This is a genomic window from Acinetobacter sp. YH12096, from assembly GCF_013419215.1.
Taxonomy (GTDB): domain Bacteria; phylum Pseudomonadota; class Gammaproteobacteria; order Pseudomonadales; family Moraxellaceae; genus Acinetobacter; species Acinetobacter amyesii.
This window is the reverse complement of the sequence record NZ_VPAM01000010.1, coordinates 50,058-72,660: the sequence shown is the minus strand read 5'-3', so window position 1 is coordinate 72,660 and position 22,603 is coordinate 50,058. Positions and strand designations below refer to the sequence as shown.

The 22,603-nt window shown below is 42.6% G+C and carries 21 protein-coding genes and 1 riboswitch; of the genes, 13 read left to right on the top strand and 8 right to left on the bottom strand.

What is annotated here, in order from left to right; genetic code table 11:
• Positions 1–5: 5 nt before the first annotated feature.
• Positions 6–722 (bottom strand): phosphate signaling complex protein PhoU, encoded by a 717-nt coding sequence (gene phoU / locus FTU36_RS06360; RefSeq protein ID WP_078189433.1) that lies wholly within the window; start codon positions 720–722, stop codon positions 6–8.
• A gap of 83 nt (positions 723–805) precedes the next feature.
• Positions 806–2,161 carry a TolC family outer membrane protein gene (locus FTU36_RS06355; protein WP_078189434.1) on the bottom strand — a complete coding sequence of 452 codons (1,356 nt, stop codon included), beginning with the start codon at positions 2,159–2,161 and terminating at the stop codon, positions 806–808.
• Positions 2,162–2,475: 314 nt separating this feature from the next.
• Between FTU36_RS06355 and FTU36_RS06350 the strand changes: the two genes are divergently transcribed.
• The 7 genes from FTU36_RS06350 (at position 2,476) to FTU36_RS06320 (ending at position 9,220) form a co-directional block, all read left to right on the top strand.
• A complete protein-coding gene (locus FTU36_RS06350) occupies positions 2,476–3,462 on the top strand; it encodes a hypothetical protein (RefSeq protein WP_180117136.1) in 987 nt (328 codons plus the stop codon).
• 102 nt (positions 3,463–3,564) lie between these two features.
• Positions 3,565–3,691: riboswitch (TPP riboswitch) on the top strand.
• 116 nt (positions 3,692–3,807) lie between these two features.
• Positions 3,808–5,703, top strand: coding sequence for a phosphomethylpyrimidine synthase ThiC (gene thiC, locus FTU36_RS06345; protein ID WP_180117126.1), 1,896 nt, complete (start codon positions 3,808–3,810; stop codon positions 5,701–5,703).
• A gap of 76 nt (positions 5,704–5,779) precedes the next feature.
• Positions 5,780–6,400, top strand: a complete 621-nt coding sequence (locus FTU36_RS06340; RefSeq protein ID WP_078192575.1) for an NUDIX domain-containing protein — start codon at positions 5,780–5,782, stop codon at positions 6,398–6,400.
• Between the two features lie 10 nt (positions 6,401–6,410).
• Positions 6,411–7,214 carry a 3',5'-cyclic-AMP phosphodiesterase gene (gene cpdA, locus FTU36_RS06335; protein WP_180010667.1) on the top strand — a complete coding sequence of 268 codons (804 nt, stop codon included), beginning with the start codon at positions 6,411–6,413 and terminating at the stop codon, positions 7,212–7,214.
• A 209-nt stretch (positions 7,215–7,423) separates the two neighbouring features.
• Positions 7,424–7,951 (top strand): RNA polymerase-binding protein DksA, encoded by a 528-nt coding sequence (gene dksA / locus FTU36_RS06330; protein WP_078189438.1) that lies wholly within the window; start codon positions 7,424–7,426, stop codon positions 7,949–7,951.
• 4 nt (positions 7,952–7,955) lie between these two features.
• Positions 7,956–8,873 carry a tRNA glutamyl-Q(34) synthetase GluQRS gene (gluQRS, locus tag FTU36_RS06325; protein WP_373686349.1) on the top strand — a complete coding sequence of 306 codons (918 nt, stop codon included), beginning with the start codon at positions 7,956–7,958 and terminating at the stop codon, positions 8,871–8,873.
• Between the two features lie 86 nt (positions 8,874–8,959).
• Entirely contained in the window at positions 8,960–9,220 is a 261-nt protein-coding gene (locus tag FTU36_RS06320) for a zinc-ribbon domain-containing protein (protein ID WP_078189439.1), read from the top strand.
• Here the strand turns inward: FTU36_RS06320 and ftsW are convergent.
• The 5 genes from ftsW to FTU36_RS06295 all read right to left on the bottom strand — a co-directional run bounded on the left by ftsW (position 9,209) and on the right by FTU36_RS06295 (position 14,346).
• A complete protein-coding gene (ftsW, locus tag FTU36_RS06315) occupies positions 9,209–10,405 on the bottom strand; it encodes a putative lipid II flippase FtsW (RefSeq protein ID WP_180035957.1) in 1,197 nt (398 codons plus the stop codon). The two genes, FTU36_RS06320 and ftsW, sit on opposite strands and share 12 nt — an antisense overlap.
• 21 nt (positions 10,406–10,426) lie before the next feature.
• A complete protein-coding gene (murD, locus tag FTU36_RS06310) occupies positions 10,427–11,773 on the bottom strand; it encodes a UDP-N-acetylmuramoyl-L-alanine--D-glutamate ligase (protein WP_180117124.1) in 1,347 nt (448 codons plus the stop codon).
• A gap of 159 nt (positions 11,774–11,932) precedes the next feature.
• Entirely contained in the window at positions 11,933–12,184 is a 252-nt protein-coding gene (locus FTU36_RS06305) for a DUF6587 family protein (RefSeq protein WP_180039944.1), read from the bottom strand.
• A 39-nt stretch (positions 12,185–12,223) separates the two neighbouring features.
• Positions 12,224–14,086, bottom strand: a complete 1,863-nt coding sequence (locus FTU36_RS06300) for a ferrous iron transporter B (protein WP_180039942.1) — start codon at positions 14,084–14,086, stop codon at positions 12,224–12,226.
• Positions 14,083–14,346 (bottom strand): FeoA family protein, encoded by a 264-nt coding sequence (locus tag FTU36_RS06295; protein ID WP_111884859.1) that lies wholly within the window; start codon positions 14,344–14,346, stop codon positions 14,083–14,085. Before FTU36_RS06295 ends, FTU36_RS06300 begins: the two co-directional genes overlap by 4 nt.
• A 172-nt stretch (positions 14,347–14,518) precedes the next feature.
• On the opposite strand from FTU36_RS06295, the gene xerD reads away from it, so the two are divergent.
• The 4 genes from xerD to thrC all read left to right on the top strand — a co-directional run bounded on the left by xerD (position 14,519) and on the right by thrC (position 18,982).
• Complete coding sequence (xerD, locus tag FTU36_RS06290) at positions 14,519–15,436, top strand: site-specific tyrosine recombinase XerD (protein WP_180117122.1); 918 nt, start codon at positions 14,519–14,521, stop codon at positions 15,434–15,436.
• A gap of 96 nt (positions 15,437–15,532) precedes the next feature.
• A complete protein-coding gene (locus FTU36_RS06285; protein ID WP_180008060.1) occupies positions 15,533–16,345 on the top strand; it encodes a DsbC family protein in 813 nt (270 codons plus the stop codon).
• 130 nt (positions 16,346–16,475) lie between these two features.
• Positions 16,476–17,780 carry a homoserine dehydrogenase gene (locus FTU36_RS06280; RefSeq protein WP_180008061.1) on the top strand — a complete coding sequence of 435 codons (1,305 nt, stop codon included), beginning with the start codon at positions 16,476–16,478 and terminating at the stop codon, positions 17,778–17,780.
• A gap of 62 nt (positions 17,781–17,842) precedes the next feature.
• Positions 17,843–18,982, top strand: a complete 1,140-nt coding sequence (gene thrC, locus FTU36_RS06275; protein WP_078189447.1) for a threonine synthase — start codon at positions 17,843–17,845, stop codon at positions 18,980–18,982.
• A 126-nt stretch (positions 18,983–19,108) separates the two neighbouring features.
• Here thrC and FTU36_RS06270 read toward each other — a convergent pair whose 3' ends face one another.
• Positions 19,109–20,158 carry a serine hydrolase gene (locus FTU36_RS06270; RefSeq protein ID WP_180004717.1) on the bottom strand — a complete coding sequence of 350 codons (1,050 nt, stop codon included), beginning with the start codon at positions 20,156–20,158 and terminating at the stop codon, positions 19,109–19,111.
• 212 nt (positions 20,159–20,370) lie between these two features.
• Here FTU36_RS06270 and FTU36_RS06265 point away from each other — a divergent pair, with 212 nt between their 5' ends.
• Positions 20,371–21,006 (top strand): response regulator, encoded by a 636-nt coding sequence (locus FTU36_RS06265; protein ID WP_078189449.1) that lies wholly within the window; start codon positions 20,371–20,373, stop codon positions 21,004–21,006.
• Positions 21,007–21,028: 22 nt separating this feature from the next.
• The gene (locus tag FTU36_RS06260; protein ID WP_180117120.1) at positions 21,029–22,594 is read left to right on the top strand and encodes a PAS domain-containing sensor histidine kinase; all 1,566 of its coding nucleotides are present in this window, start codon (positions 21,029–21,031) and stop codon (positions 22,592–22,594) included.
• Positions 22,595–22,603 lie beyond the last annotated feature (9 nt).

The window sequence follows — 22,603 nt, the reverse complement described above, 5'->3', positions numbered from 1 at the left end:
ATCAATTAACGCTGAACTTTTTGCTCAATTTCTTCAACACTGGTGTGACGGACATCTAGACCTTTCACCATATAAATCACTTGTTCAGAGATATTTCGAGCATGGTCACCAATACGTTCAAGTGAACGCAGCACCCAAAGTACATTCATGACCCGAGTAATGTGGCGTGGATCTTCTATCATATACGTCATGAGGGTACGGGTTGCCGATTGGTACTCACGGTCAATATCGGCATCGGCCAAAAGGACACGTAAAGCCTGATCTACATCCAAACGTGCAAAGGCATCGAGCGCATCATGAATCATCACACGGACTTGGTTGCCAATATGCCGTGTTTCCATATAACCACGCGGTGACCCCCCCTCTTCACACAAGCTTTGTGCAATACGGGCAATTTTTGCCGCTTCATCACCAATCCGTTCTAAATCGGTATTGGCTTTCGACATCGCAATCACCATGCGCAGATCAATCGCTGCAGGATGACGACGCGCCAAAATTAGGGTAAGCGCTTCATCAATTTCAGTTTCCATACGGTTCACCGTATTGTCTTGAAATTGAACATCGATCGCCATCGTTGCATCCGTATCCAATAAGGCATGAATGGCATTTGCAACCTGCTGCTCAACCAAACCACCCATGGTCATAAATTTGGTATGCACATCCTGCAACTCTTCATTGAATTGCGAAGAAATATGATGGTTTAAAACAGGATTATTAGGCAAAGCGAGTCTCCACTACAACGTGAATCGGCAGATTTTAGTGCCATATTAAAGCATATTGATTGTGAAACTTTTATGACCATGGCTTATTTCTTTAATAGGATCGATGGCTGATTTTTCTGATCGACCAACCACGCATTCATTTCCACTAAATCAGCTTCCGTTAATTTCCCAACGGAGGCTTTAAGTTGTAGAACATGAATTAAATAATCGTACTTGGAATTTAAATAATCTTGACGGGCTGAAAAAGCATTACGCTGTGCCAGTAGCACATCAACCATAGTTTTCAGACCTTCTTGGTACTGGGCTTGTGAAGCCAAAGACACTTGCGCGGAAGAATCCATTGCGGCTTTACGTGCCTGTAATTTACTTTGATCCGTTTCGACTTGCATATAAGATTTTTTTACATCGGTTTGTGCTTTTCGAATCGCTGCATCCACCTGTGCTTGGCTTTTTTCAACATTGATCGCTGCTTGCTTAATGGATTTCTGTGTCCGTCCACCATTAAACACATTCCAGTTCATTTCAATCCCCACCTGATCAAATTGACCATCTTGCGACATGATGGATTGTGGACTTTGCTTGTTATACCCATAGGTCCCTACCGCTTCAATCTGAGGATATAAGGCGGCCTTTTCAACGCGTTTACCATCTTCCGCATAACGTTGTTGCATACGCGCTTGTAAAATGCCTAGGTTCTGCCCCTGAGCAAGTTCTTCCCACGCTTGTACATTGTTTGGAATCGGTTTTTCAAACTGAAAATCTTCACGTAACACCGCCAAATTTTCTCGATATGGTCCAATCAACTGTTGTAATTGTTCCTGCGCCAAAACCAATTGAACATTGGTCGCCATGCGGTTAGCCCGTGCATTTTGATATTGTGCATTGGCTTCACTGACATCACTTTTTGCCACCAAACCTTCTTTTAATTTGCCATTCATCATACGCAACTGTTCAGATAGCGCCTGTTCTTCTTGTAGGTTGGCAACCGTCAAAGCTTGTTGACGTAGGACATTAAAATAAGCTTCAGAAACATTTAAAATATGATCTTGTTTTTGAATCCGCAGATTGATTTCACTTAAGTTAATCGAGGTCTTGACTTGCTTCAGCCCTTCCCATGCATCCCAACGAAAAATGGGCTGACGGGCAGTGAGCGCAATTTGTCTTGTTGTGGTGCTGTCTGGCATGATCAGCCCGGCTTGAGCGCCGCTTTGGTTGGAATTTTGATTTTTTCGGGTCACATTTCCGGAGATTGTTACCGTCGGGAGTAAGTTCCCATTGGCAATCCCCAAATTCAATTTATCCGCTTCATATTGTAGTTTATTGGCTTGCCAATTGGGGTCTTCTTGTTTTGCGCGTTCATAAGCTTGCACAAGATCTAGCGCACACGCCCATTGACTCGTGAAAAGCAAACAAAGACCCACCACAACTTTTTTGTTCATTTTTTTTGTAAATTCCTAATATTCAAATACCCGAGATTGAATATTCAAGCCTAAAACTAAGCAGATACTAATCATATCCTTGCAAATTTCCGTATGATTTTTATTAATTTTTTATATCAAATGCGACAAAATCAGATAATTTCAGTCGTTTTCGGACATTACTCACAACGCTATAACAAAGAACTGTACAATAGTACACATATTGCACGTGTTTCATCTATAGAATAGTCGACATTCCATCGGACAATACCACTTCTATAGCGCATCGAGTTCCTGTGTCAAAATTTTTTCAGCTGCCTGCAAAGTTTAGTGCAATGTTTTTATGTTTCAGTATGTTGAATGGATGCCAACAACAGCCTGAACCACAACCTGCACCAGAGTTTCCCAACAATAAGACTGTTCAAAAAGAAGCAGTCGATTTGTCTTTGCTGTGCAAAAAACTGGAAAAAAACATGCTGGAAATAGACGATCAACGCACAACTTTCGCTTTAGAACAAATCAACCAAGATCTCAAAGTCTGCTTACCGCTGTTAAAAGCGGACGAACAAAAAAAATTACTGCGCTTGTCCAATCAAATGTATCGCAACTTTTTACATGTTGAACGTACGGCTCAACAGCAAATGGCGTTCGAACAATTTGCCTTTGATATGGCTCAGCATCCCACCATTCAACAAAATCATTATGAGCAGCTCACCGCCCGAGATCAGTATTTACTGAAACATAAAGGCCAAGCCTATGTGGAATTGTTCGATGCAGGTGAAGGACAGTTACGCTATCGCCGTAGTCCTGAATATTTAGCCAAAATTTTTGCGCCTTATATGCAAGAATCTGAGCAGGTCTTTATTGAAAAACTGGCTGAACAAAATGCACAACCTGCCTTGCTGCAACAAAGTTTAGCCATTGAGCCACAAGAGATTGCGACACGTGCCATTTTTTGGGAAGACTATCTCAAACAATATCCAAATAGCCCCTACAAAAAAGATGCACAACAATTGCTATATCAATATAGCAAATTGTTATTTATTGGTTCGACACATAGTCCCGTTTCTAATGATTTTTCAGACCGCCTCAGTATTCAAGCCAGTTCTTTAGAAGAAATTGAACGCTTGGCTCAACTAAAAAACTCCACATTGGCAGATCAGGCGCGTTTATTTTTAAAATTATTAGATCAAAATACTGCTGCATCTAATCAGCGATCAGAAGCGCAGCTGTTGAATTTCATTGGTGTCCGCAATCCTGATCCGCATTATAAGAAAGACTGTTTTAGTGACGCCATCTGTGTAAATCAGTCCTCTACTTAGCCAATGCAAGTTCAATTGCACACGGGCCTGCCTAAAATTCTGCACTGCAAAATCGATGAAAAATAACACTGTTTTAAAACAGCCTTCATGCTAATATCTGCACAAAGCTTGACGGAGCGCAGGTAATTTCCTGCTGAGATCATCTAAATTTAGTTCGCTAAATTTAAGGATGAGTACCGTTGAACCTGATCAGGTTAATACCTGCGTAGGAATCAAGCCATCTAAAAACTTAAGCCCTTCTTATCTCTTGGTTTTACGCCTTTATTTTCAGGTGAATCCATCAGATAAACTGCCACGTTTTTGGTCGTGCTTGATTCGTTGATGTCATTCATAAGGATCATTGCAATGAACCAATTAACGAATCTCACCGCTTCAGATCGCGCTGCTCAACATGAACAAGATGCTAAAGATCTCACTCGTATTCTCCCCGCGTCAAAGAAAGTCTATATCCAAGGCTCACGTCCAGATATTCGCGTACCAATGCGTGAAATTAGCCTTACAGATACGCCTACAGGTCTGGGTGGAGAAAAAAATCTACCGCTTATGGTCTATGACACCTCTGGTGCTTATACCGACCCCAATATTCAAATTGACCTGAATCAAGGTCTACCTAATGTCCGTGAATCTTGGATTGAGTCTCGAAATGATACGGAAATACTCGATACCTTAACTTCAAAATTTGGACAAGAGCGTCTTCGAGATATTCGTACTGCAGAGATTCGTTTTGCGCATATTTCAAAACCCCGTCGCGCTCGTCGTGGACACAATGTCTCTCAAATGCACTATGCCAAACAAGGCATCATCACTCCTGAAATGGAATACATTGCGATTCGTGAAAATCAGCGCCAACATGAAGGTGTTGATATGCGCCAACATGCCGGTCAAAATTTTGGCGCACGCAATTTAACTGAAATCACCCCAGAATTTGTACGTCAAGAAGTGGCTGAAGGTCGTGCCATTATCCCTGCCAACATTAACCACCCTGAATGTGAACCGATGATTATTGGTCGTAACTTCTTGGTGAAAATCAATGCCAACATTGGTAACTCAGCACTTGGTTCAAGCATCGATGAAGAAGTGGCAAAAATGACTTGGGCAACTCGTTGGGGCGCTGACACCATTATGGATTTATCGACAGGTAAAAATATCCATGAGACCCGCGAATGGATTATTCGCAACTCCCCTGTACCGATTGGCACCGTACCGATTTACCAAGCTTTAGAAAAAGTTGACGGTGTCGCAGAAGACTTAACCTGGGAAATTTTCAAAGACACACTGATTGAACAAGCCGAACAAGGTGTCGATTACTTTACCATCCATGCAGGTGTGCTGCTTCGTTATGTCCCACTCACCGCCAACCGTTTAACAGGGATTGTGTCACGTGGCGGATCCATCATGGCGCAGTGGTGCTTAGCGCATCATGAAGAAAACTTCCTGTATACGCATTTTGATGAAATCTGCGAAATCATGAAAGCCTATGACGTGTCATTTAGTTTAGGTGATGGTTTACGTCCGGGGTGTATTCAAGATGCCAACGATGAAGCCCAATTTAGTGAATTACGCACCTTAGGTGAATTGACTCACCGTGCATGGGAGCATGATGTACAAGTCATGATTGAAGGCCCAGGCCATGTCCCTATGCACATGATCAAAGAAAATATGGATCTACAGCTCGAGGTATGCAAAGAAGCACCTTTCTATACCCTTGGACCACTCACCACTGATATTGCGCCGGGCTATGACCACATTACCTCTGCGATAGGTGCAGCAATGATTGGTTGGTATGGCACCGCGATGCTGTGTTATGTGACCCCGAAAGAGCACCTTGGTCTACCAGATAAAAAAGACGTCAAAGATGGCATTATCACCTACAAAATTGCAGCCCATGCCGCAGACCTTGCCAAAGGTCATCCCGGTGCGCAGGCTCGTGATAATGCATTGTCGAAAGCACGCTTTGAATTCCGCTGGGAAGACCAATTTAATCTGAGCTTAGACCCTGATACAGCGCGCAGCATGCATGATGAAACCATGCCGAAAGAAGCACATAAATCGGCCCATTTTTGTTCCATGTGTGGACCTAAATTTTGCTCGATGAAAATCACACAAAATGTGAGAGATTATGCAAAAAATCAGCAAGATATGCAGCTTTCTTCAGAATCTAATCCTGAAATTGAAACAGGTTTACAGAGCATGAAAGCGGCCTATCATGAACATGGTCAAAAGTTGTACCACAAAGTGTAAAGCTTAAAAAAAATCTTTTGTATTCAACAAAATCTCGGTTAGGATGAAATGGAAGATTTCATCCTAATTAGCGCTTATGAATATTATTAAACAGGCCACATATAACAAAAAAGATTACAGCATTGAAGGGCGTGAACATCTTTATAAAGGCTTTATTCAAGTTGAAAAAGTTCAGCTTCGACACCGCTTATTCCATCAAGACAGCATGATTCCAACCATTCAGCGTGAATTGATTCATCGTCCTGAAGCAGCAGGTGTGCTGATCTATAGTCATCAACAACAAAAATTTGCCTTAATTGAACAATTCCGCATTGGGGCGATTGATGATGAAACTTCACCTTGGCAACTTGAGATCATTGCCGGCGTGCTCGATGGTGATGAATCTGCTGAAAGCTGTATCCGCCGTGAAAGTTTGGAAGAATCAGGCTGTGAATTAGATGCGCTACAGCATTTATTTAGTTTTTATCCCTCTGCGGGTGCCTGCGCGGAATTATTCCACCTATATAGTGCTGAAGCTGAACTGCCTGAACATGGTGGAGTCTTTGGTATGCCTGATGAAGGAGAAAATATTCAATTGCATATCTTAGATTATGCTGATATTCCTGAATTATTAACCAATGGTCGGCTAAAAAACGCACCTGTCATTATGGCCTTGCAATGGTTACAACAACAAATACATACTACAAGGAATGTCTAAGGGGAAGGACATGACTTTAAGGGACACACCACAATACGACTGGACACTGATCCAGATCTCGGACACACATTTAATGGATCAGGAAGATCTTGAGTTTGTCCGCATGAATCCAGAGCAGAGTTTTCACGATGTGATTCAACAAATTCAGTTGAACCATCATCACATCGATACGCTTGTCCATACTGGCGATCTTGCACAAGTGCCGGTAGAGCGCACCTATGCGCGTTATCGCGAATATATGCAACAGCAGCCGTTTCCATTTTATCAGATTCCGGGTAACCATGACGAAGCATCTTGCTTCCCATTTCATCAACAGCAAGATCGGGCACACTGCATCGAATTAGGCAACTGGTGTCTGATTTTACTGAACAGTGCGGTCAAGGGAAAAGTGGATGGTTGGGTATCACAACAGCAGTTGGAACAATTAGACCAGTTGCTCACAACACACCCACAGCAACACATCATTGTGGCATGCCACCACCACCCTTTTGCCATGCAATCGCATTGGATAGATCAGCACAAATTAAAAAATGCTGAACATCTGATGGATGTGCTTTCACGCCATGACAATGTCAAAATTGTACTATGCGGACACGTGCATCAAGACTCATCTAATCAATGGCACAATATTCAGTTTTTATCGACACCTTCGACCAGTGTTCAGTTCAAACCGCATAGTGAAAATTTTGCCTTAGATGAAGCTTTACCGGGGTATCGTGCACTCTATCTGAATGATAATGGTGAATTTAAAACAGAAGTTGTTCGGGTCAAATTGAAACAACCTCAAATTAATGTTGAAATTTCAGGTTATTAACTTTTCAATTTGATTTTTTTGCTTTACTTTATGCCTTCTAAAGGAAAAGTGATAGTTAGAATCCAAACATCAAAGACTATCAATAAGCAGAAAAAGTCTATATGATGACGACCCCCACAGAAGGAAACTCTGTGTTGGGTGGATAAAAAACTTGCATATCACCATATTTTTTGCGTATAGATATATGCATATGATGAGGAATGCCCTATATGGCGAATGACAACCAAAATCAAGTCTTAGACGAACAAACTGATGTAGTAGACGAAAAGTCTACCAAACGCGTGCGCAAATCAAAGCCAAAGGCGACTGAAGGTGGTTCTACTGCAAGCTTATTTGGTATTGAACCTTATCAGCCTAAAAAGAATGAAGAATACATGTCTGAAGGGCAACTTGAGCATTTCCGCCACATCTTATTGGCGTGGAAAGCTGAGTTAATGTCAGAAGTAGACCGTACTTTGAATACCATGCAAGACGAAAATACTGCGCTTCCAGATGTGAACGACCGTGCAACGCAAGAAGAAGAATTTGCGATTGAACTTCGTACACGTGACCGTGAACGTAAACTGATCCGTAAAATTGAACAATCAATTGAAGCGATCAAAAATGATGACTACGGTTTCTGTGAAACGTGTGGTATCGAAATTGGTTTACGTCGCCTAGAAGCACGTCCAACAGCGACTTTATGTATCGACTGCAAAACACTTGCAGAGATCAAAGAGAAGCAAAATAACGGTTAATTCTGTGTTGAGTAATTCCTCTCTAGCCCTACCTTTAAAAAAGGGAGGGAAAGCTGCAGAGCATTACGTGGGTCGGTTTGCGCCATCGCCAACCGGCCCTTTGCATTTTGGCTCTTTAATTACAGCAGTTGCAAGCTACTGCGATGCCCGTGCCCATCAAGGGCAATGGGTGGTTCGTATCGAAGATACCGACATTCCACGTATATTCCCCGGCAGCGAAGAACATATCTTACGTTGTATTGATGCATTTCAATTCGAACCAGATACCGGGATCATTTTCCAAAAAGACCGCCTTGAAATCTATGAGCAAGTCATTGCGCATTTGCATGCACAAGGCTTGGTCTATGCCTGTCAATGCACCCGAAAAATGCTTGGTTCGAATCATATCTATCAAGGCACATGTCGCAATCTAGGCCTTCCCCTTCAGGATCAGGCCATTCGGATCAAAGTCGATGCACAGAACATTTGTTTTACCGACCGCTTACAAGGGACGCATTGCTCCAATCTGCAACAAGATTTGGGCGACTTCGTCTTAAAACGCCGTGATGGCATTATCAATTATCAACTTGCTGTCGTGGTGGATGACTACCTACAAGGGATGACCCATGTCGTACGTGGGGCTGATCTTTTGGACAATACCGAACGTCAAATTTGGCTCGGACAGGTTTTGGGTTATCCACGCCTTGAATACATGCACTTGCCATTGGCAATGAATAATCAGGGACAAAAACTGTCAAAACAGAATATGGCTCAAGCTCTTGATTTAAACCAAGCAGCACCTTTATTGCAACAAGCATTGCAGGCCCTACATCAACCGCCAGTCGACTTAGACACGCCGCGCATTATGCTACAACAGGCGATTGCGCAGTGGGATATTCAACAAATTCCCCATGGCACAGCATTGCCTCAAATCTATCAATAAACCCACATCCCTATCTGAGCCAATCACTCGATATTCAATTGAATTATCCTTTAATTAAAGTGATCAATTGACCATTGGAGAGCCTAATGTTTTTTATTTTTGGAGTTGGTCCGAAAACCAAAGTCATTGAAAAGAGCCAATTTACTTGCCCTGTCTGCCGCAGCAGAACTCAGTATGAGTTGAAACAGCAACGTAATTATTTTTCTTTATTTTTTATTCCATTGATTCCACTATCTAAAGCCAAGGCGAGCTTGGTCAAATGTCTCCATTGTGGAACGGAGATGCCGGCGAGTGTACTGCACCATGCATCTCCCGATCCGCAACGAGATACCAATTTAGAAGCTTGATTCTTCTTTACTTGGGTTCACTTCTTTGGTCGTCGCATCGATCTTTAAGATCAGACTCACCATAACCGCACAGATAATCAGAGAAGACCCTCCATAACTAATAAACGGTAAGGTCAAACCCTTGGTAGGAAGCATGCCCATGTTCATGCCGGCATTCACCAAAATTTGCAGCAAGAAGATAATACTAATGCCATAAGCCAAGTAGCCTGCACGTAAGTATTGATGACGTAAAGCACGATGACCAATGCGAATACAGCAGATCAACATCACAAATGACAGCGTCAATACGGTCAAAATCCCAAAGAAGCCAAATTCTTCGCCCAAAACCGCCAACATGAAGTCAGTATGAGCCTCAGGTAAATACGACATTTTTTGAATACTATGACCCAAGCCGACACCAAACCATTCACCGCGACCAAAAGCCATTAATGCATTCGACAACTGGTAGCCTGCGCCTAATGGATCATTCCATGGATTTGAGAAGGACATCAAACGTTCTAAACGATAAGGTTCAAATAAAATCAAGAACACAAAGGCCATGATGATCGCACCAAAGGCAATTGCGAACTGAATCAACGGTGCTCCTGCGAGGAAGAATACCCCTAGCATGGTTAAGGCAATCACCACCGTCGCCCCTAAATCGGGCTCAGCCATGACCAAACCGACAGTTGCAGCCATAATCACTGCCAAACGTACCAAGCCCTTGATGTTATTGCGGACTTCTTCGGCACGCCGTACCACATAGTCTGCGGTAAATATCGCCATCATGACTTTGGCGACTTCCGAAGCCTGTAAGGTAAAACCTGCGATCCGAATCCAACGCTTAGAACCATTGACTTCAGTACCTACCGCCAAAACGGCAGCTAACAGGACAATGGTCACAATCCATAAAAAGAAGGTGTTGTTAAACCACACATTTAACGGCACTTTATAGGCGATATACGCAGCCATGGCGGCAGCGGCAATCGAAATCCCGTGTCGTGAAATGTAATGGAAGGCATTTTCATGCATGCGCTCTGCATAAGGCATCGAAGCAGATGCCACCATGATCGACCCAATACACAACAATGCCAAAACACAGAACATTAAAACATTGCGCACGTTGACCTCGGCAGGTAACCGAGGAATCCAACGCTCTACAACTTCATTTATTCTATTTATGGTCGTCTGAGCTAACCCAGCCATACAACTTTCCTTATCGTTCTTTTAAACGAGTGCATTCACACAATCAACAAATTGGTGTCCACGCTCACTGTAACCTTTAAACATATCAAAACTTGCGCACGCTGGAGACAATAACACCACATCATTGGCTACCGCATTTTGTTGGCACAGCTCAACCGCTTGTTTCAAACTTTCAGCATGAATCAGCGTGGTTGTCCCTTCAATCGCTTTTTCAATAATTGGACGATCTTCACCAATCAATACCGCAACTTTGGCATATTTTGAAAGTGAATCACGCAGCGCAGTAAAGTCCTGCCCTTTGCCTTGACCACCTAAAATAATCGCCACTTTACCGCCTTTGGCTTCAATCGCAGCACCTAGACCATCAATCGCAGCTAAAGTCGCACCAATATTGGTGCCTTTAGAGTCATTATAATAACGAACACCATGCACTTCTTTGACAAATTCACAGCGGTGCTCTAAACCTTTAAATGTTTTCAAAGTTTCCAACATGCCCTCTAGTGGCAAACCAATCGCTTCACCCAAAGCTAAACATGCCAAGGCGTTTGCCACATTATGAGTCCCTTGAATATACATGTCTGTACTTTTCAGTAACCGCTCACGACCACATGCCAACCAAATTGTGCCATCAGTATCACGTAAAATACCGAACTGATTCATATCTGGTGCATTTAGGCCAAAGCTTTGCATTGGAGTAATATCTGGAACCAATGGACGTGTTAATGAGTCATCACGGTTATACACGACTTTTTTCACCGCTTGGAAAATACGATGCTTCGCAGTGTGATAGCCCATCATATCGCCATGACGGTCCAAATGGTCTTCACTCATGTTCAACACAACAGCCACTTCTGCGGCCAAGTTCGACGTGGTTTCTAATTGAAAACTTGAAAGCTCTAAAACATAAAGTTCAGGATCATCTTTGGTGAGATCCAAAGCTGGACGACCCAAGTTGCCACCCACTGCCACTTTTTTGCCTGCATCTGCTGCCATAAGACCAAATAAAGTCGTTACGGTACTTTTCGCATTCGAACCTGTAATCGCGACAATTGGCTTATCTGTCGCACGACGTAAAATTTGAATTTCTGAAACCACAGGAATGTTGGCTGCAATGGCCGCCTGAATTTGCGGTAATTTTGGATCTAGCCCTGGACTGATAATAATTTCTTCTGCTTGAAGTAATAAATCTTGGTCCAACTGACCGAAACTAGTTTGTACATCACTTGGAATTTGATCATGACCCGGTGGGACTGCTCGTGAATCGGTGACTGCAACGCGGTAGCCATGGCTATGTAAGAAATTCACTGCGGAAACACCAGAAATCCCTAATCCGGCAACAACCTTCAATCCACCACGCTGTATTAACATTTTCGCCCCATTTTTTGGTCGGTTTTTAAATCTGACAAAATGTTAGCACTTTGCTGTTTTGAATGCTTTTTATGTTTTCACTTTCTCGCAGTTTTTTTGTGTCCGCTCGTAAAAAAACCGCCCATCTTGGGCGGTTTCTTCAAGCAATTGACGGTGAGCTTATTTCCATTTCACCGCTTGTACTTCAGCTTTTTTTGCAGATGGATTATCCGAAGCTGAACATCCACAACCGCCTGCACAGCCTGCGACCATTTTGGGCTTTAACCATTTGGCTAAACTGTTCCAACCACGGTTTGCACAGTGCTCAGATAAAGTTGTGAAGACTGAGTTTGATGTTTTTGGAAATACCTTCTTAAACACCACGACAGCACTCCAAATCACCAATACCGCAATAATTATTGATTCAAGCATGTCTCTCTCCTTTGTTCAGCTTTTGCCATTCAAGATTCACTATCCAAAATAGCGTGTTGCAATTTGATACGTGATGAATGCCATTAAATAAGCCAAACCAAATAAATAGATGGTCATGAAACTCACCGTTTTCAAGGAACCAGTTTCACGTTTAACTGTCGCCAGTGTCGCCAAGCAATGTGGCGCATAAATAAACCACACCAATAATGATAGACCGGTTGCCAATGACCAACCCAATGACCCATCGCTACTAATTAAATTTGCCAGACCTTGAGACATGGCATCCTCATCTGTTGCAGACAAGGCATACACCGTACCCAATGCCGCTACAACAACTTCACGTGCAGCCATCGCTGGAATTAAGGCAATACAGATCTGCCAGTTAAAACCTAATGGTGCAAAGATCGGTTGTAGCACATGCCCAAGCATACCTGCCAATGAATAATCAATATCCGGCAAGGTTGCGCCTTCTGGCGGTTGCGGGAAGGTACACAAGAACCATAACAAAATCGATAAAGCGAAGATGATGCCACCAACACGTTTCAAGAAGATCTTGGCACGGTCCAGTAAACCAATCCAAACACTCTTAATATCTGGGAAACGGTAGCTTGGAAGTTCCATCAATAAGGCATGCTGTGATTTATCTTTTTGGAAGAATTTCAGCACTGTTGCCACAATTAAGGCACTCACAATCCCGGCTGCATATAATGCAAATAGCACCAAGCCTTGTAAGTTAAAGACGCCCCAGACCATTTGCTGTGGAATAAATGCCGAGATCAACAAAGCATAAACCGGTAAACGTGCCGAACAGGTCATCAATGGAGCAACTAAAATCGTTACCAGACGATCTCGGGGGTCTTGAATACTCCGGGTTGCCATGATGCCCGGTACAGCACAGGCAAAGCTCGACAGCAAAGGAATAAAAGCACGTCCACTCAAACCCGCTTTAAACATCAGCTTATCTAGCAAGAATGCTGCACGTGGTAAATAGCCTGATTCTTCTAAAACCAAAATAAAGAAGAATAAGATAATAATTTGTGGGAGGAAGACAATTACGCCACCCGCACCTTCAATAATCCCTTTAACAACCAAGCTCTGTAGTAATGGATTGGAAATCATGCCACCTGCGGCTTCACCAACCCAATCCTGCACCCATTCAATACCTTCCATAAACGGCGCAGCCCACGCAAACACCGCTTGGAAGATAATAAACATCATCACCGCTAAGGTAATTAAACCAAAGACTGGATGTAGAAAAATTTTATCAAGGAAGTCTGAGCGTTTATCTTCATGATCAACAAACATCACCACGTCTTTTAAAATTTGTTCAATTTTTTCGTGGTTAGTCCCAGAAAGATTGGTATCACTTAATGACGCATCTGGTTTTCTGAAACCTTCAGCATCCAAAGCACCCATTAAGTTTTCAATACCCGCATTACGTACAGCAACGGTTTCTACAACAGGAACGCCCAAACGCTGAGACAGCTTTTGGGTATTGATTTGCATGCCACGACGGCGTGCTTCATCCATCATATTGAGGACAAGTAAAATTGGACGACCCAAATCGATCATTTCCATGACCAAACCGAGGTGCAATTTTAAGTTTGTCGCATCAACTACACATAAAAAGACATCTTGATGCCCTTCTTCTGCAATTTTACCTTGCACGACATCACGCGTAATGGCTTCATCAGGACTCGTCGCTTCTAAGCTATACGTCCCCGGCAAATCCAAAACTCGAACAGATTTACCCGATGGCAACGTAAATTGACCAACCTTGCGCTCAACCGTTACCCCAGCATAGTTCGCAACTTTCTGACGTGTACCCGTTAAATGATTGAATAATGAAGTTTTACCACAGTTTGGATTACCAACGAGGGCAATACGTAACGCATCACTCATGCTGATGCACCTTCCATTGCTATTTCCACTTTTTCAGCTTCTATTTTTCGCAGTGCGAAACGAGTAAACCCAACTTGAATTAAAATCGGGTCACCACCAAAAATACCTTTGGTAATCACCTGTACTTTTGTTCCGGGAACAAAACCCAAAGTCTCTAAACGGCTAGCGACTAAATCAGCCGGAGCATTGTTGCCATTCTGGTTACGATGTACCTTATGAATGACTGCGCTTTGTTTCACTTTCAAATCAGATAATCGCACGCAACTAACCCTAAAAAATTTTGAATATTATACAAACAAATGAGAATAATTAACAAATCGGATTCGATTTCAATTCTCATTTAACAATCTAGCATCGACACGACTATTTTTTTAAATTACATTGCATTAAACCATTGTGATTTCTTGGTTTAATTTCGAAAATGAGCGGCACATGTTAAATAAAAAACCACGTATTCCAACCCCAGTCCAAATTCCAGAATCACTCAGTTTTTTACACGGATATCGTGATGATTTAATTGCTCAAACCGTCAGTCCACACACTCGAAATGCATATTTATCTGATTTAATTCAATGCAGTGAGTGTCATACGCATATCATGACAGATTGGAGTAGTGACGACATTTCAGATGTCTTGCTCAGCCTGACTAAACAAGGAAAAAGCCCTCGCTCGATCGCCCGCTCACTTTCTGCACTGCGTTCATTTTTCAAGTTCTTGCGTGAACAAAAAATACGCAGTGACAATCCTGTTGCAATCCATAAAACACCCAAATTGGGTCGTGCCCTACCAAAGGATTTATCTGAAGCAGATGTTGAAGCCCTGATTAATGCCCCAGACCTCAGCACCGCATTGGGTCTACGTGATCGTGCCATGCTCGAAGTGCTGTATGCCTGTGGTTTACGTGTCTCTGAGTTATTAAATTTAAGATTAGAACTGATCAATCTTAAACAAGGCTATTTACGAATTACCGGTAAAGGCAATAAAGAACGCTTAGTTCCTTTAGGTCAAATGGCGGTGGAATGGATCGAGAAATATTTAGCCGAATCACGCCCCGTCTTATACAAAAGCGCAACCGATGCTTTATTTCTCACTCAACTCGGTGGAATGATGAGTCGCCAAAACTTTTGGTACGCGATTAAACGCTATGCGCTCATTGCAGGCATTCAAGCCGAATTATCACCACATACCTTACGCCACGCCTTTGCCACGCATTTGCTCAACCACGGTGCCGACTTACGTGTCGTGCAGATGCTGCTCGGCCACAGTGACTTGTCTACCACGCAAATTTATACCCATGTCGCGCAGATTCGTATGCAAAAATTACATGCAGACTATCATCCGAGAGCTTAACGGCAGGAAATATCAGACCAAGAAGTTCTATTGTGCCCGATATTTTTTGCTATGCTTACTCACCTGTTTGATAAAGCTAAAAGAAAAGGGTTGTTTATGTTATTTACCCGTTCAAAAATTTTTCTCGCATCGACACTTGTTGCCAGTATGGCGTTAGTGGCTTGTTCTAATTCAAATAATGACGAAAAGAAAGACGCGACATTAACGGCAAGTACACCTGCAACTGGTGAAGCTTCGAATTTATCTGAACGTAATGCTCAGCAGCGTTTAATTGATACTTTGCAATCCAATCTGCAAAAAGCCAATATCAATGCCAAAGTCACTGGGGTGAAAGCGACTGAAGTTCCTAATTTGTTTTGGGTCAGCTTTGAAGGCATGCCTGCAGTCTATGCTACAGCAGATGGTAAATACATTTTCCAAGGCGACGTGGTTCGTTTAGGTGAAAAACAACTCTTTAATGTAGGCGATACCCTACAAGCAGAGGCCAACAAAAAATTATTTGATCAATTAAAAACTGAAGACCTACTGATTTATAAAGCCAAAGGTAAAACCAAACACGTGGTTTATGTGTTTACCGATGTCAGCTGTCCTTATTGCCATAAGTTACATGAACAAATGGATGATATTAATGCCCGTGGCATTGAAGTCCGTTACATCGCTTGGCCACGTGGTGAACAACACATGCCAATGATGGAAAATATCTGGTGTAGTAAAGACCGTCGTGCCGCATTTGATAAAGCCATTGCCGGTGAGCAAATCGAGCCAGCATCATGTAAAAACCCAGTGCGCAGCATGTATGAAATGGGTCTGAATATCGGTGTGAATGGTACGCCAGCGATCTATAACGCAGAAGGCAAACACATCGGTGCTTACATGTCGGCTTCCGAACTTGAAAGTGCGCTTAAATAACTAATTTTTATAGGCTAAATGAATATTTTTTATGGGTAGGAATAAAGTGATTTCTACCCTAGAGTCCGAACGTTTTTTTAGCTATGATCTAAACTCACTTAAAGCAATGATGAAATAAATGGAGTGTGACGTGAAACCAGTTCGTCTGGCAATCCTCGGTCTTGGTACTGTGGGTGGTGGTGCCCTTAAACTACTAAAAGAAAATGCTGCTGAGATTAAACGTCGCACCGGTCGTGAAATTGAAATTACCCATGTGGGTACGCGTCGCCCTCGTCCTGATTTAGAACTACCTGCTTCAGTGAAGCAAAGTGCTGATTTATTAGATATCGTCCGTCAACCCGATGTAGACGTTGTGGTTGAAGTTATGGGCGGCATTCACCCTGCGTATGAAGTGATTCGTGAAGCAATCGTTCATGGCAAACAAGTGGTTACAGCCAACAAAGCTTTATTAGCTGAACACGGCAATGAATTATTTAAATTGGCCGATGATCATCACGTTCAGATTGCTTATGAAGCAGCTGTCGCAGGCGGTATCCCAATTATTAAAGTCCTCCGTGAGGGTTTGGCAGCCAATAAAATTGACTGGCTTGCAGGTATTATTAACGGTACAGGTAACTTTATCCTGACTGAAATGCGTGAAAAAGGTCGTGCCTTTGCAGACGTTCTCAAAGAAGCGCAAGAACTCGGTTATGCCGAAGCAGATCCAACTTTCGACGTCGAAGGAATCGATGCAGCGCACAAGTTAACATTGTTGGCTTCTATTGCTTTTGGTATCCCACTCCAGTTTAACAAAGTCTTCACTGAAGGCATCAGCAAAGTCACTGCGCAAGATGTCAAATATGCAGAAGACCTTGGTTTCCGTATTAAACATTTAGGTATTGCACGTCGTGCTGCAACGGGTATTGAGCTTCGTGTTCATCCAACGCTGATCCCTGAAGACCAACTGATTGCCAATGTAAATGGCGTTAAAAATGCTGTATTGGTTCAAGCCAATGCTGTTGGTCCAACGCTTTACTATGGCGCAGGCGCAGGTGCAGGCCCGACAGCATCAGCGGTGGTTGCTGACGTTGTCGATATTGTCCGTGACATCTCATATACCGAAGATGGCGCTGGTACAATTCCACAGCTTGCTTTTGAAGCACTGACCGATTTACCAATTCTTCCACGTGAAGAAATGACCACAGGATACTACATCCGTATTAATGCCGAAGATCAAACTGGCGTTCTTGCTGATGTCACTACGATTTTAAGCCGTGCAGGAATCAGCATCGATGCGATCATGCAACAGCCGCGCTTAAAAGACCTTATTCCTATCGTGATTCTGACTGATCCAGTCAAAGAATCTAAAATGGATGAAGCCCTTCAACAAATTCAAGCATTGCCTGTCATTCATGGCGAAATTGTACGAATTCGTTTAGAATCGCTTGATAATTAATCGGGTCGAGGGGAATATTTCAGTTCCTCTCGCCAAGCTCTACACACAATTGGAACATCATCATGTCTAATGCCAATCGTTATACTGGTTTAGTTGACCGCTATCGCGACCGTTTACCCGTATCTGCAACTACTCGCGCAATTTCTTTGGGCGAAGGTAATACGCCACTGATTAAGCTTGAGAACATTCCACGCATTATTGGCAAAAATGTTGAAATTTATGTGAAGTACGAGGGCTTAAACCCGACTGGTTCATTTAAAGACCGTGGTATGACCATGGCCGTAACAAAAGCAGTGGAAGCAGGCTCAAAAGCGATTATTTGTGCCTCTACAGGTAATACATCTGCTGCCGCAGCGGCGTATGCTGCACGTGCGGGTATTAAAGCATTCGTGTTAATCCCAGAAGGCAAAATTGCCATGGGTAAAATGGCACAAGCGATGATGTATGGCGCGGTAACGATGCAAATCCACGGTAACTTCGATGACGGTATGCGTCTTGTAAAAGAAGTTGCGGATCAAGCACCAGTTACGATTGTAAACTCAATCAACCCATACCGTCTGCAAGGTCAAAAAACCATTGCTTACGAAATCGTTGACGAATTAGGTCGTGCACCAGACTACCACTGCCTACCTGTAGGTAATGCGGGTAACATCACAGCACATTGGATGGGTTATACCGAAGCTGTGGCGAATCAGCCTAAAGAAGAATTTGTACAAGTGGTTTATGATCCTGAAACTGATCAATTCACAGGTCCAAAACCTGCGGGTCTACCAACAATGGTGGGTTACCAAGCTGCTGGCGCGGCACCATTCCTACGCGGCGCACCTGTAGAAAACCCTGAAACTGTAGCAACTGCGATCCGTATTGGTAATCCACAAAGCTGGAACCATGCTAAAGCCGTAGTCCGCGACTCAGAAGGTTGGTTTGACGAACTGCAAGATGCTGAAATCTTAGAAGCACAGCGTCTACTATCTATGTACGAAGGTGTATTCGTAGAACCTGCTTCTGCAGCTTCTATCGGTGGCGCGATTCGTGACATCAAAGCAGGTAAAATTGCTGAAGGTTCTGTGATCGTATGTACTGTAACAGGTAACGGTTTAAAAGATCCTGACACTGCCATCAAGCAATGCCAAGATGCCGTAATGTTGTCGATTGATGCAACTATGGATCAAGTTCGTGATTCAATTCTGTCAAATATGTAATTTATATGCTGACTGAATAAAAAAAAGCCCTGCTCTTGCAGGGCTTTTTTTATATCTTGCATTCACTTCAGCATTTAAACGTTGAGTAAATCTAAATACTGAAAGAATGAAAAATCTGAAATCTTGTTAAATACGTTTTGGTAACTGGCTCGCCCAGTTCATTAAACGAGTCGCATCATTGGTTCGTGCCACTGAAGAATCCGCACCCAATAACACCACCACCGCTGGACGGTTATTCAGTGTGGTATGCATCACAACACAGCGCCCTGCTTCATTAATAAATCCTGTTTTTGAAATATTAATATTCCAACCACCATTACGTACTAAAGCATTGGTATTGTTTGATTTCAACACGCGGTAGCCCAAATTAAAGTCATAACTTGGTGTGGTTGAAAATTGGCGAATCAAACCATACTGCGAAGCGGTATTCACCAAAATACCTAAGTCACGTGCCGAAGCAACATTGCCTGGATGCAAGCCAGTCGATTCCATATAATGAGTCGAGTTCATCCCCAATGAGCGTGCTTTCGCATTCATCGCTGAAATAAATGCAGAACGACCACCTGGATAAGTACGTGCTAATGCCGAAGCCGCTGGATTTTCAGACTTCATTAAAGCAAACAGCAATGCTTCTGCACGGTTCATACTGTCGCCAGCACGAAGTGTTGAACTTGAGCTTTTACAACCTGAACATGAGAAATCAGACTGTTGTAAGGTAATCTTTTCGGACATGTTTAATCGGGCATCTGAAATCACTACTGCTGTCATGAGTTTGGTAATCGATGCAATCGGTAAAGCGGTATTGCTATTTTTGCTATATAGCACTTCACCAGTTTGCCCATCCATAACCAATGCCGCACGTGCATTTACAGAAGGCTGACCTGCGTATTGATTGGTATCAATGATACGGACCGTTTTCGATGGTGCTGTCTGTACCACACCGCCTGTACTACGTACAGAAGTAGTCACTTTCGTTGACCCTTGAGGAGATGGCTCTTCAGCGCTATAAGACACGTCACCGTTGAGTAACTGGTTTGCATCTTCAGATGACCAGCTAATATTTGACTGCTGATTTGCAGCACTATTCATCACAATTTCAGCAGAACTGAAACTGCTCATACTGAATAAAATTGACATGCCCAAAACGTGCATGAAGGATTTATTTAATTTTTTCACCATTGCTCACTCAACTCAGGATACTAAACATTTGCGCAAGACCAGCAATATGCCGTACATTGGTCACAACTACGAACATTTTTTGCTCACACATTGTGTATGAAGTTTTTCATTTCATATAAGAATAGGATTGCTAATTTTGTCGTTTCATTGCAAGCTTATTTTGCTTTATGTAACAAAAAAAACAGATTTTGATTTGAGGGAGAGTGTAGGTGATTACAGTTTTGGTGGTAGATGACCATGAATTAGTCCGTACTGGTATTTGCCGTATGCTCGAAGACCATGCAGATGTCCAAGTCATTGGACAAGCCGAATCGGGTGAAGATGCGATTACACTTGTTCGCCAACACCATCCAAATGTCGTTTTATTAGATGTCAATATGCCGGGGATCGGGGGGGTAGAAACCACACGTCGCCTACTCCAAACAGCGCCAGATACAAAAGTCCTCGCAGTCAGTGGACTTGCTGAAGAACCCTACCCGTCTTTATTGTTAAAAGCAGGTGCCAAAGGCTATATCACCAAAGGTGCACCAGTTACTGAAATGGTCCGTGCGATTAATAAAGTGATGCAAGGTGGCAAATATTTCAGTGCAGACATTGCGGAACAACTGGCCAGCTCATATTTGTCTGATACACAACAATCACCTTTTGACGCCCTGTCTGAGCGTGAAATGCAAGTTGCCATGATGGTGGTCAATTGTATAAGTGCACAAGAAATTTCTGATAAATTATTCGTTAGTGTTAAAACAGTGAATACCTACCGTTACCGCATTTTTGAAAAACTGAATATTGATAGTGATGTCAAACTAACTCACTTGGCAATTCGCTACGGGTTAATCAAACCTTAACACCACGTACATCCAGTTACTTATGACACAGCGTTCAATTCATAGTGAATTGAACCAGTATCATTTGGGCCTTTGGTACAGTGCTTATCGCTTTATCATCAGTGCCTGTCTGTTACTGGTCTTTTTACTGACCTACACTCAATTCACTTCAGATTATGAATACCCACGTTTATACCTATATGTATTGACGATTTATTTGCTGTTTACCAGCATTCAATTCATGTCGCTTGGACGTTTCAAAGTCCGGATCCCAAACCAGCTACTGCTGTTATTCATCGTAGATGTGATTTCGCTGAGCTTACTGACCTTAGCCATCGATGGACCCAATTTACATTTGAGTTTGCTGTTTGTGATTACGATTTTTGCAGCATCCCTGTTATTAGATGCCCAAAAAGCCTTGGTCATCACCCTCATCGCTGTGATCTGTGTAGTATATCAACTGTTTTTAGGTTCAATTCTTGAATTTACCTCACTTAAAAATTTAACCAACAGTGCGATTTTGGCTTTTTTATTTTGTGTAGTGTATGGCAGTGCGCAAATTGCCGTGAAACGTTTCCAGTTATTAGAAAATCTGAATTTTTCGCAATCTTTAGAGCTACATCGACTACAAAACATTAACCGCTATATTTTAGAACAGATTGATACGGGCTATTTGGTTTTGGATGAAAACTGTCATGTGGTGCTGAGTAATCCTGCTGCTTGCCATTTACTCGGCATGCCAAATTCTTATCATCATGACCAATATCCGCTGTATACCACGCAGCCCGACTTATTTGAATTACTCAAGTTTGAAGATTTAAAAAGCGGGGAAAAATTTCAATTTGAATCGCAACAAAGCCAATACCACATTCAGGTACTCGTACAAAAACTCGTTGTGCCGCATCAAATGCTGACCTTGCTGATTTTACAAGATGCACAAAAACTCAATCAGCAAGTGCAACAACTAAAATTAGCCGCTTTAGGGCAACTCTCCGCCAGTATTGCACATGAAATTCGTAATCCTTTAGCCGCAATTGTGCATGCCAATGATTTATATCCGCAAAGTGATACCGAACAACAGCACATGTTGAATCATATGATTTCACGTCAAGCGGTGCGGATTGACCGAATTATTCAAGACACCCTAAATATGGTGCGCAATAAGGAAACCCATCCGACTCGTCTGAATCTAGAAAAATTTTTACCGTTATTCCTGCACGAAGATCTGGCAGACATTCAACAGAACATTCGGCTCAATGTACAAGCCAAGACTTTAATCGATTTTGATGAGGCACAGTTCAGACAAATTTTAATCAACCTAATTCGTAATGCGATTCGCCATAACAATCCGGACATGTCGTATATCGAAGTGGTGGCGCGTACGGATCAGAAAAAAGTCCAGATCGATGTCCGAGATTTCGGTCATGGGGTTGCTTTACAAAACCGCGCACAGTTATTTCAACCATTTTTTAGTACCGAAATTACTGGAACTGGTTTAGGATTATATCTTGCTCATAGCTTCTGTGAAGCGAATCAAGCACAGCTTTCCTATGTAGAAAAAAAACAGGGAGCTTGCTTTAGGATTGAGTGCTTACAAGCTGTTATTTAATTGTTTTTA

Coding starts and splice junctions, on each gene's coding strand:
- FTU36_RS06355 (WP_078189434.1), bottom strand. CDS start 2,161: ATGAACAAAAAAGTTGTGGTGGGTCTTTGTTTGCTTTTCACGAGTCAA.
- FTU36_RS06350 (WP_180117136.1), top strand. CDS start 2,476: ATGTTTTTATGTTTCAGTATGTTGAATGGATGCCAACAACAGCCTGAA.
- thiC (WP_180117126.1), top strand. CDS start 3,808: ATGAACCAATTAACGAATCTCACCGCTTCAGATCGCGCTGCTCAACAT.
- FTU36_RS06340 (WP_078192575.1), top strand. CDS start 5,780: ATGAATATTATTAAACAGGCCACATATAACAAAAAAGATTACAGCATT.
- cpdA (WP_180010667.1), top strand. CDS start 6,411: ATGACTTTAAGGGACACACCACAATACGACTGGACACTGATCCAGATC.
- dksA (WP_078189438.1), top strand. CDS start 7,424: ATGGCGAATGACAACCAAAATCAAGTCTTAGACGAACAAACTGATGTA.
- FTU36_RS06320 (WP_078189439.1), top strand. CDS start 8,960: ATGTTTTTTATTTTTGGAGTTGGTCCGAAAACCAAAGTCATTGAAAAG.
- ftsW (WP_180035957.1), bottom strand. CDS start 10,405: ATGGCTGGGTTAGCTCAGACGACCATAAATAGAATAAATGAAGTTGTA.
- murD (WP_180117124.1), bottom strand. CDS start 11,773: ATGTTAATACAGCGTGGTGGATTGAAGGTTGTTGCCGGATTAGGGATT.
- FTU36_RS06305 (WP_180039944.1), bottom strand. CDS start 12,184: ATGCTTGAATCAATAATTATTGCGGTATTGGTGATTTGGAGTGCTGTC.
- FTU36_RS06300 (WP_180039942.1), bottom strand. CDS start 14,086: ATGAGTGATGCGTTACGTATTGCCCTCGTTGGTAATCCAAACTGTGGT.
- xerD (WP_180117122.1), top strand. CDS start 14,519: ATGTTAAATAAAAAACCACGTATTCCAACCCCAGTCCAAATTCCAGAA.
- FTU36_RS06285 (WP_180008060.1), top strand. CDS start 15,533: ATGTTATTTACCCGTTCAAAAATTTTTCTCGCATCGACACTTGTTGCC.
- thrC (WP_078189447.1), top strand. CDS start 17,843: ATGTCTAATGCCAATCGTTATACTGGTTTAGTTGACCGCTATCGCGAC.
- FTU36_RS06260 (WP_180117120.1), top strand. CDS start 21,029: ATGACACAGCGTTCAATTCATAGTGAATTGAACCAGTATCATTTGGGC.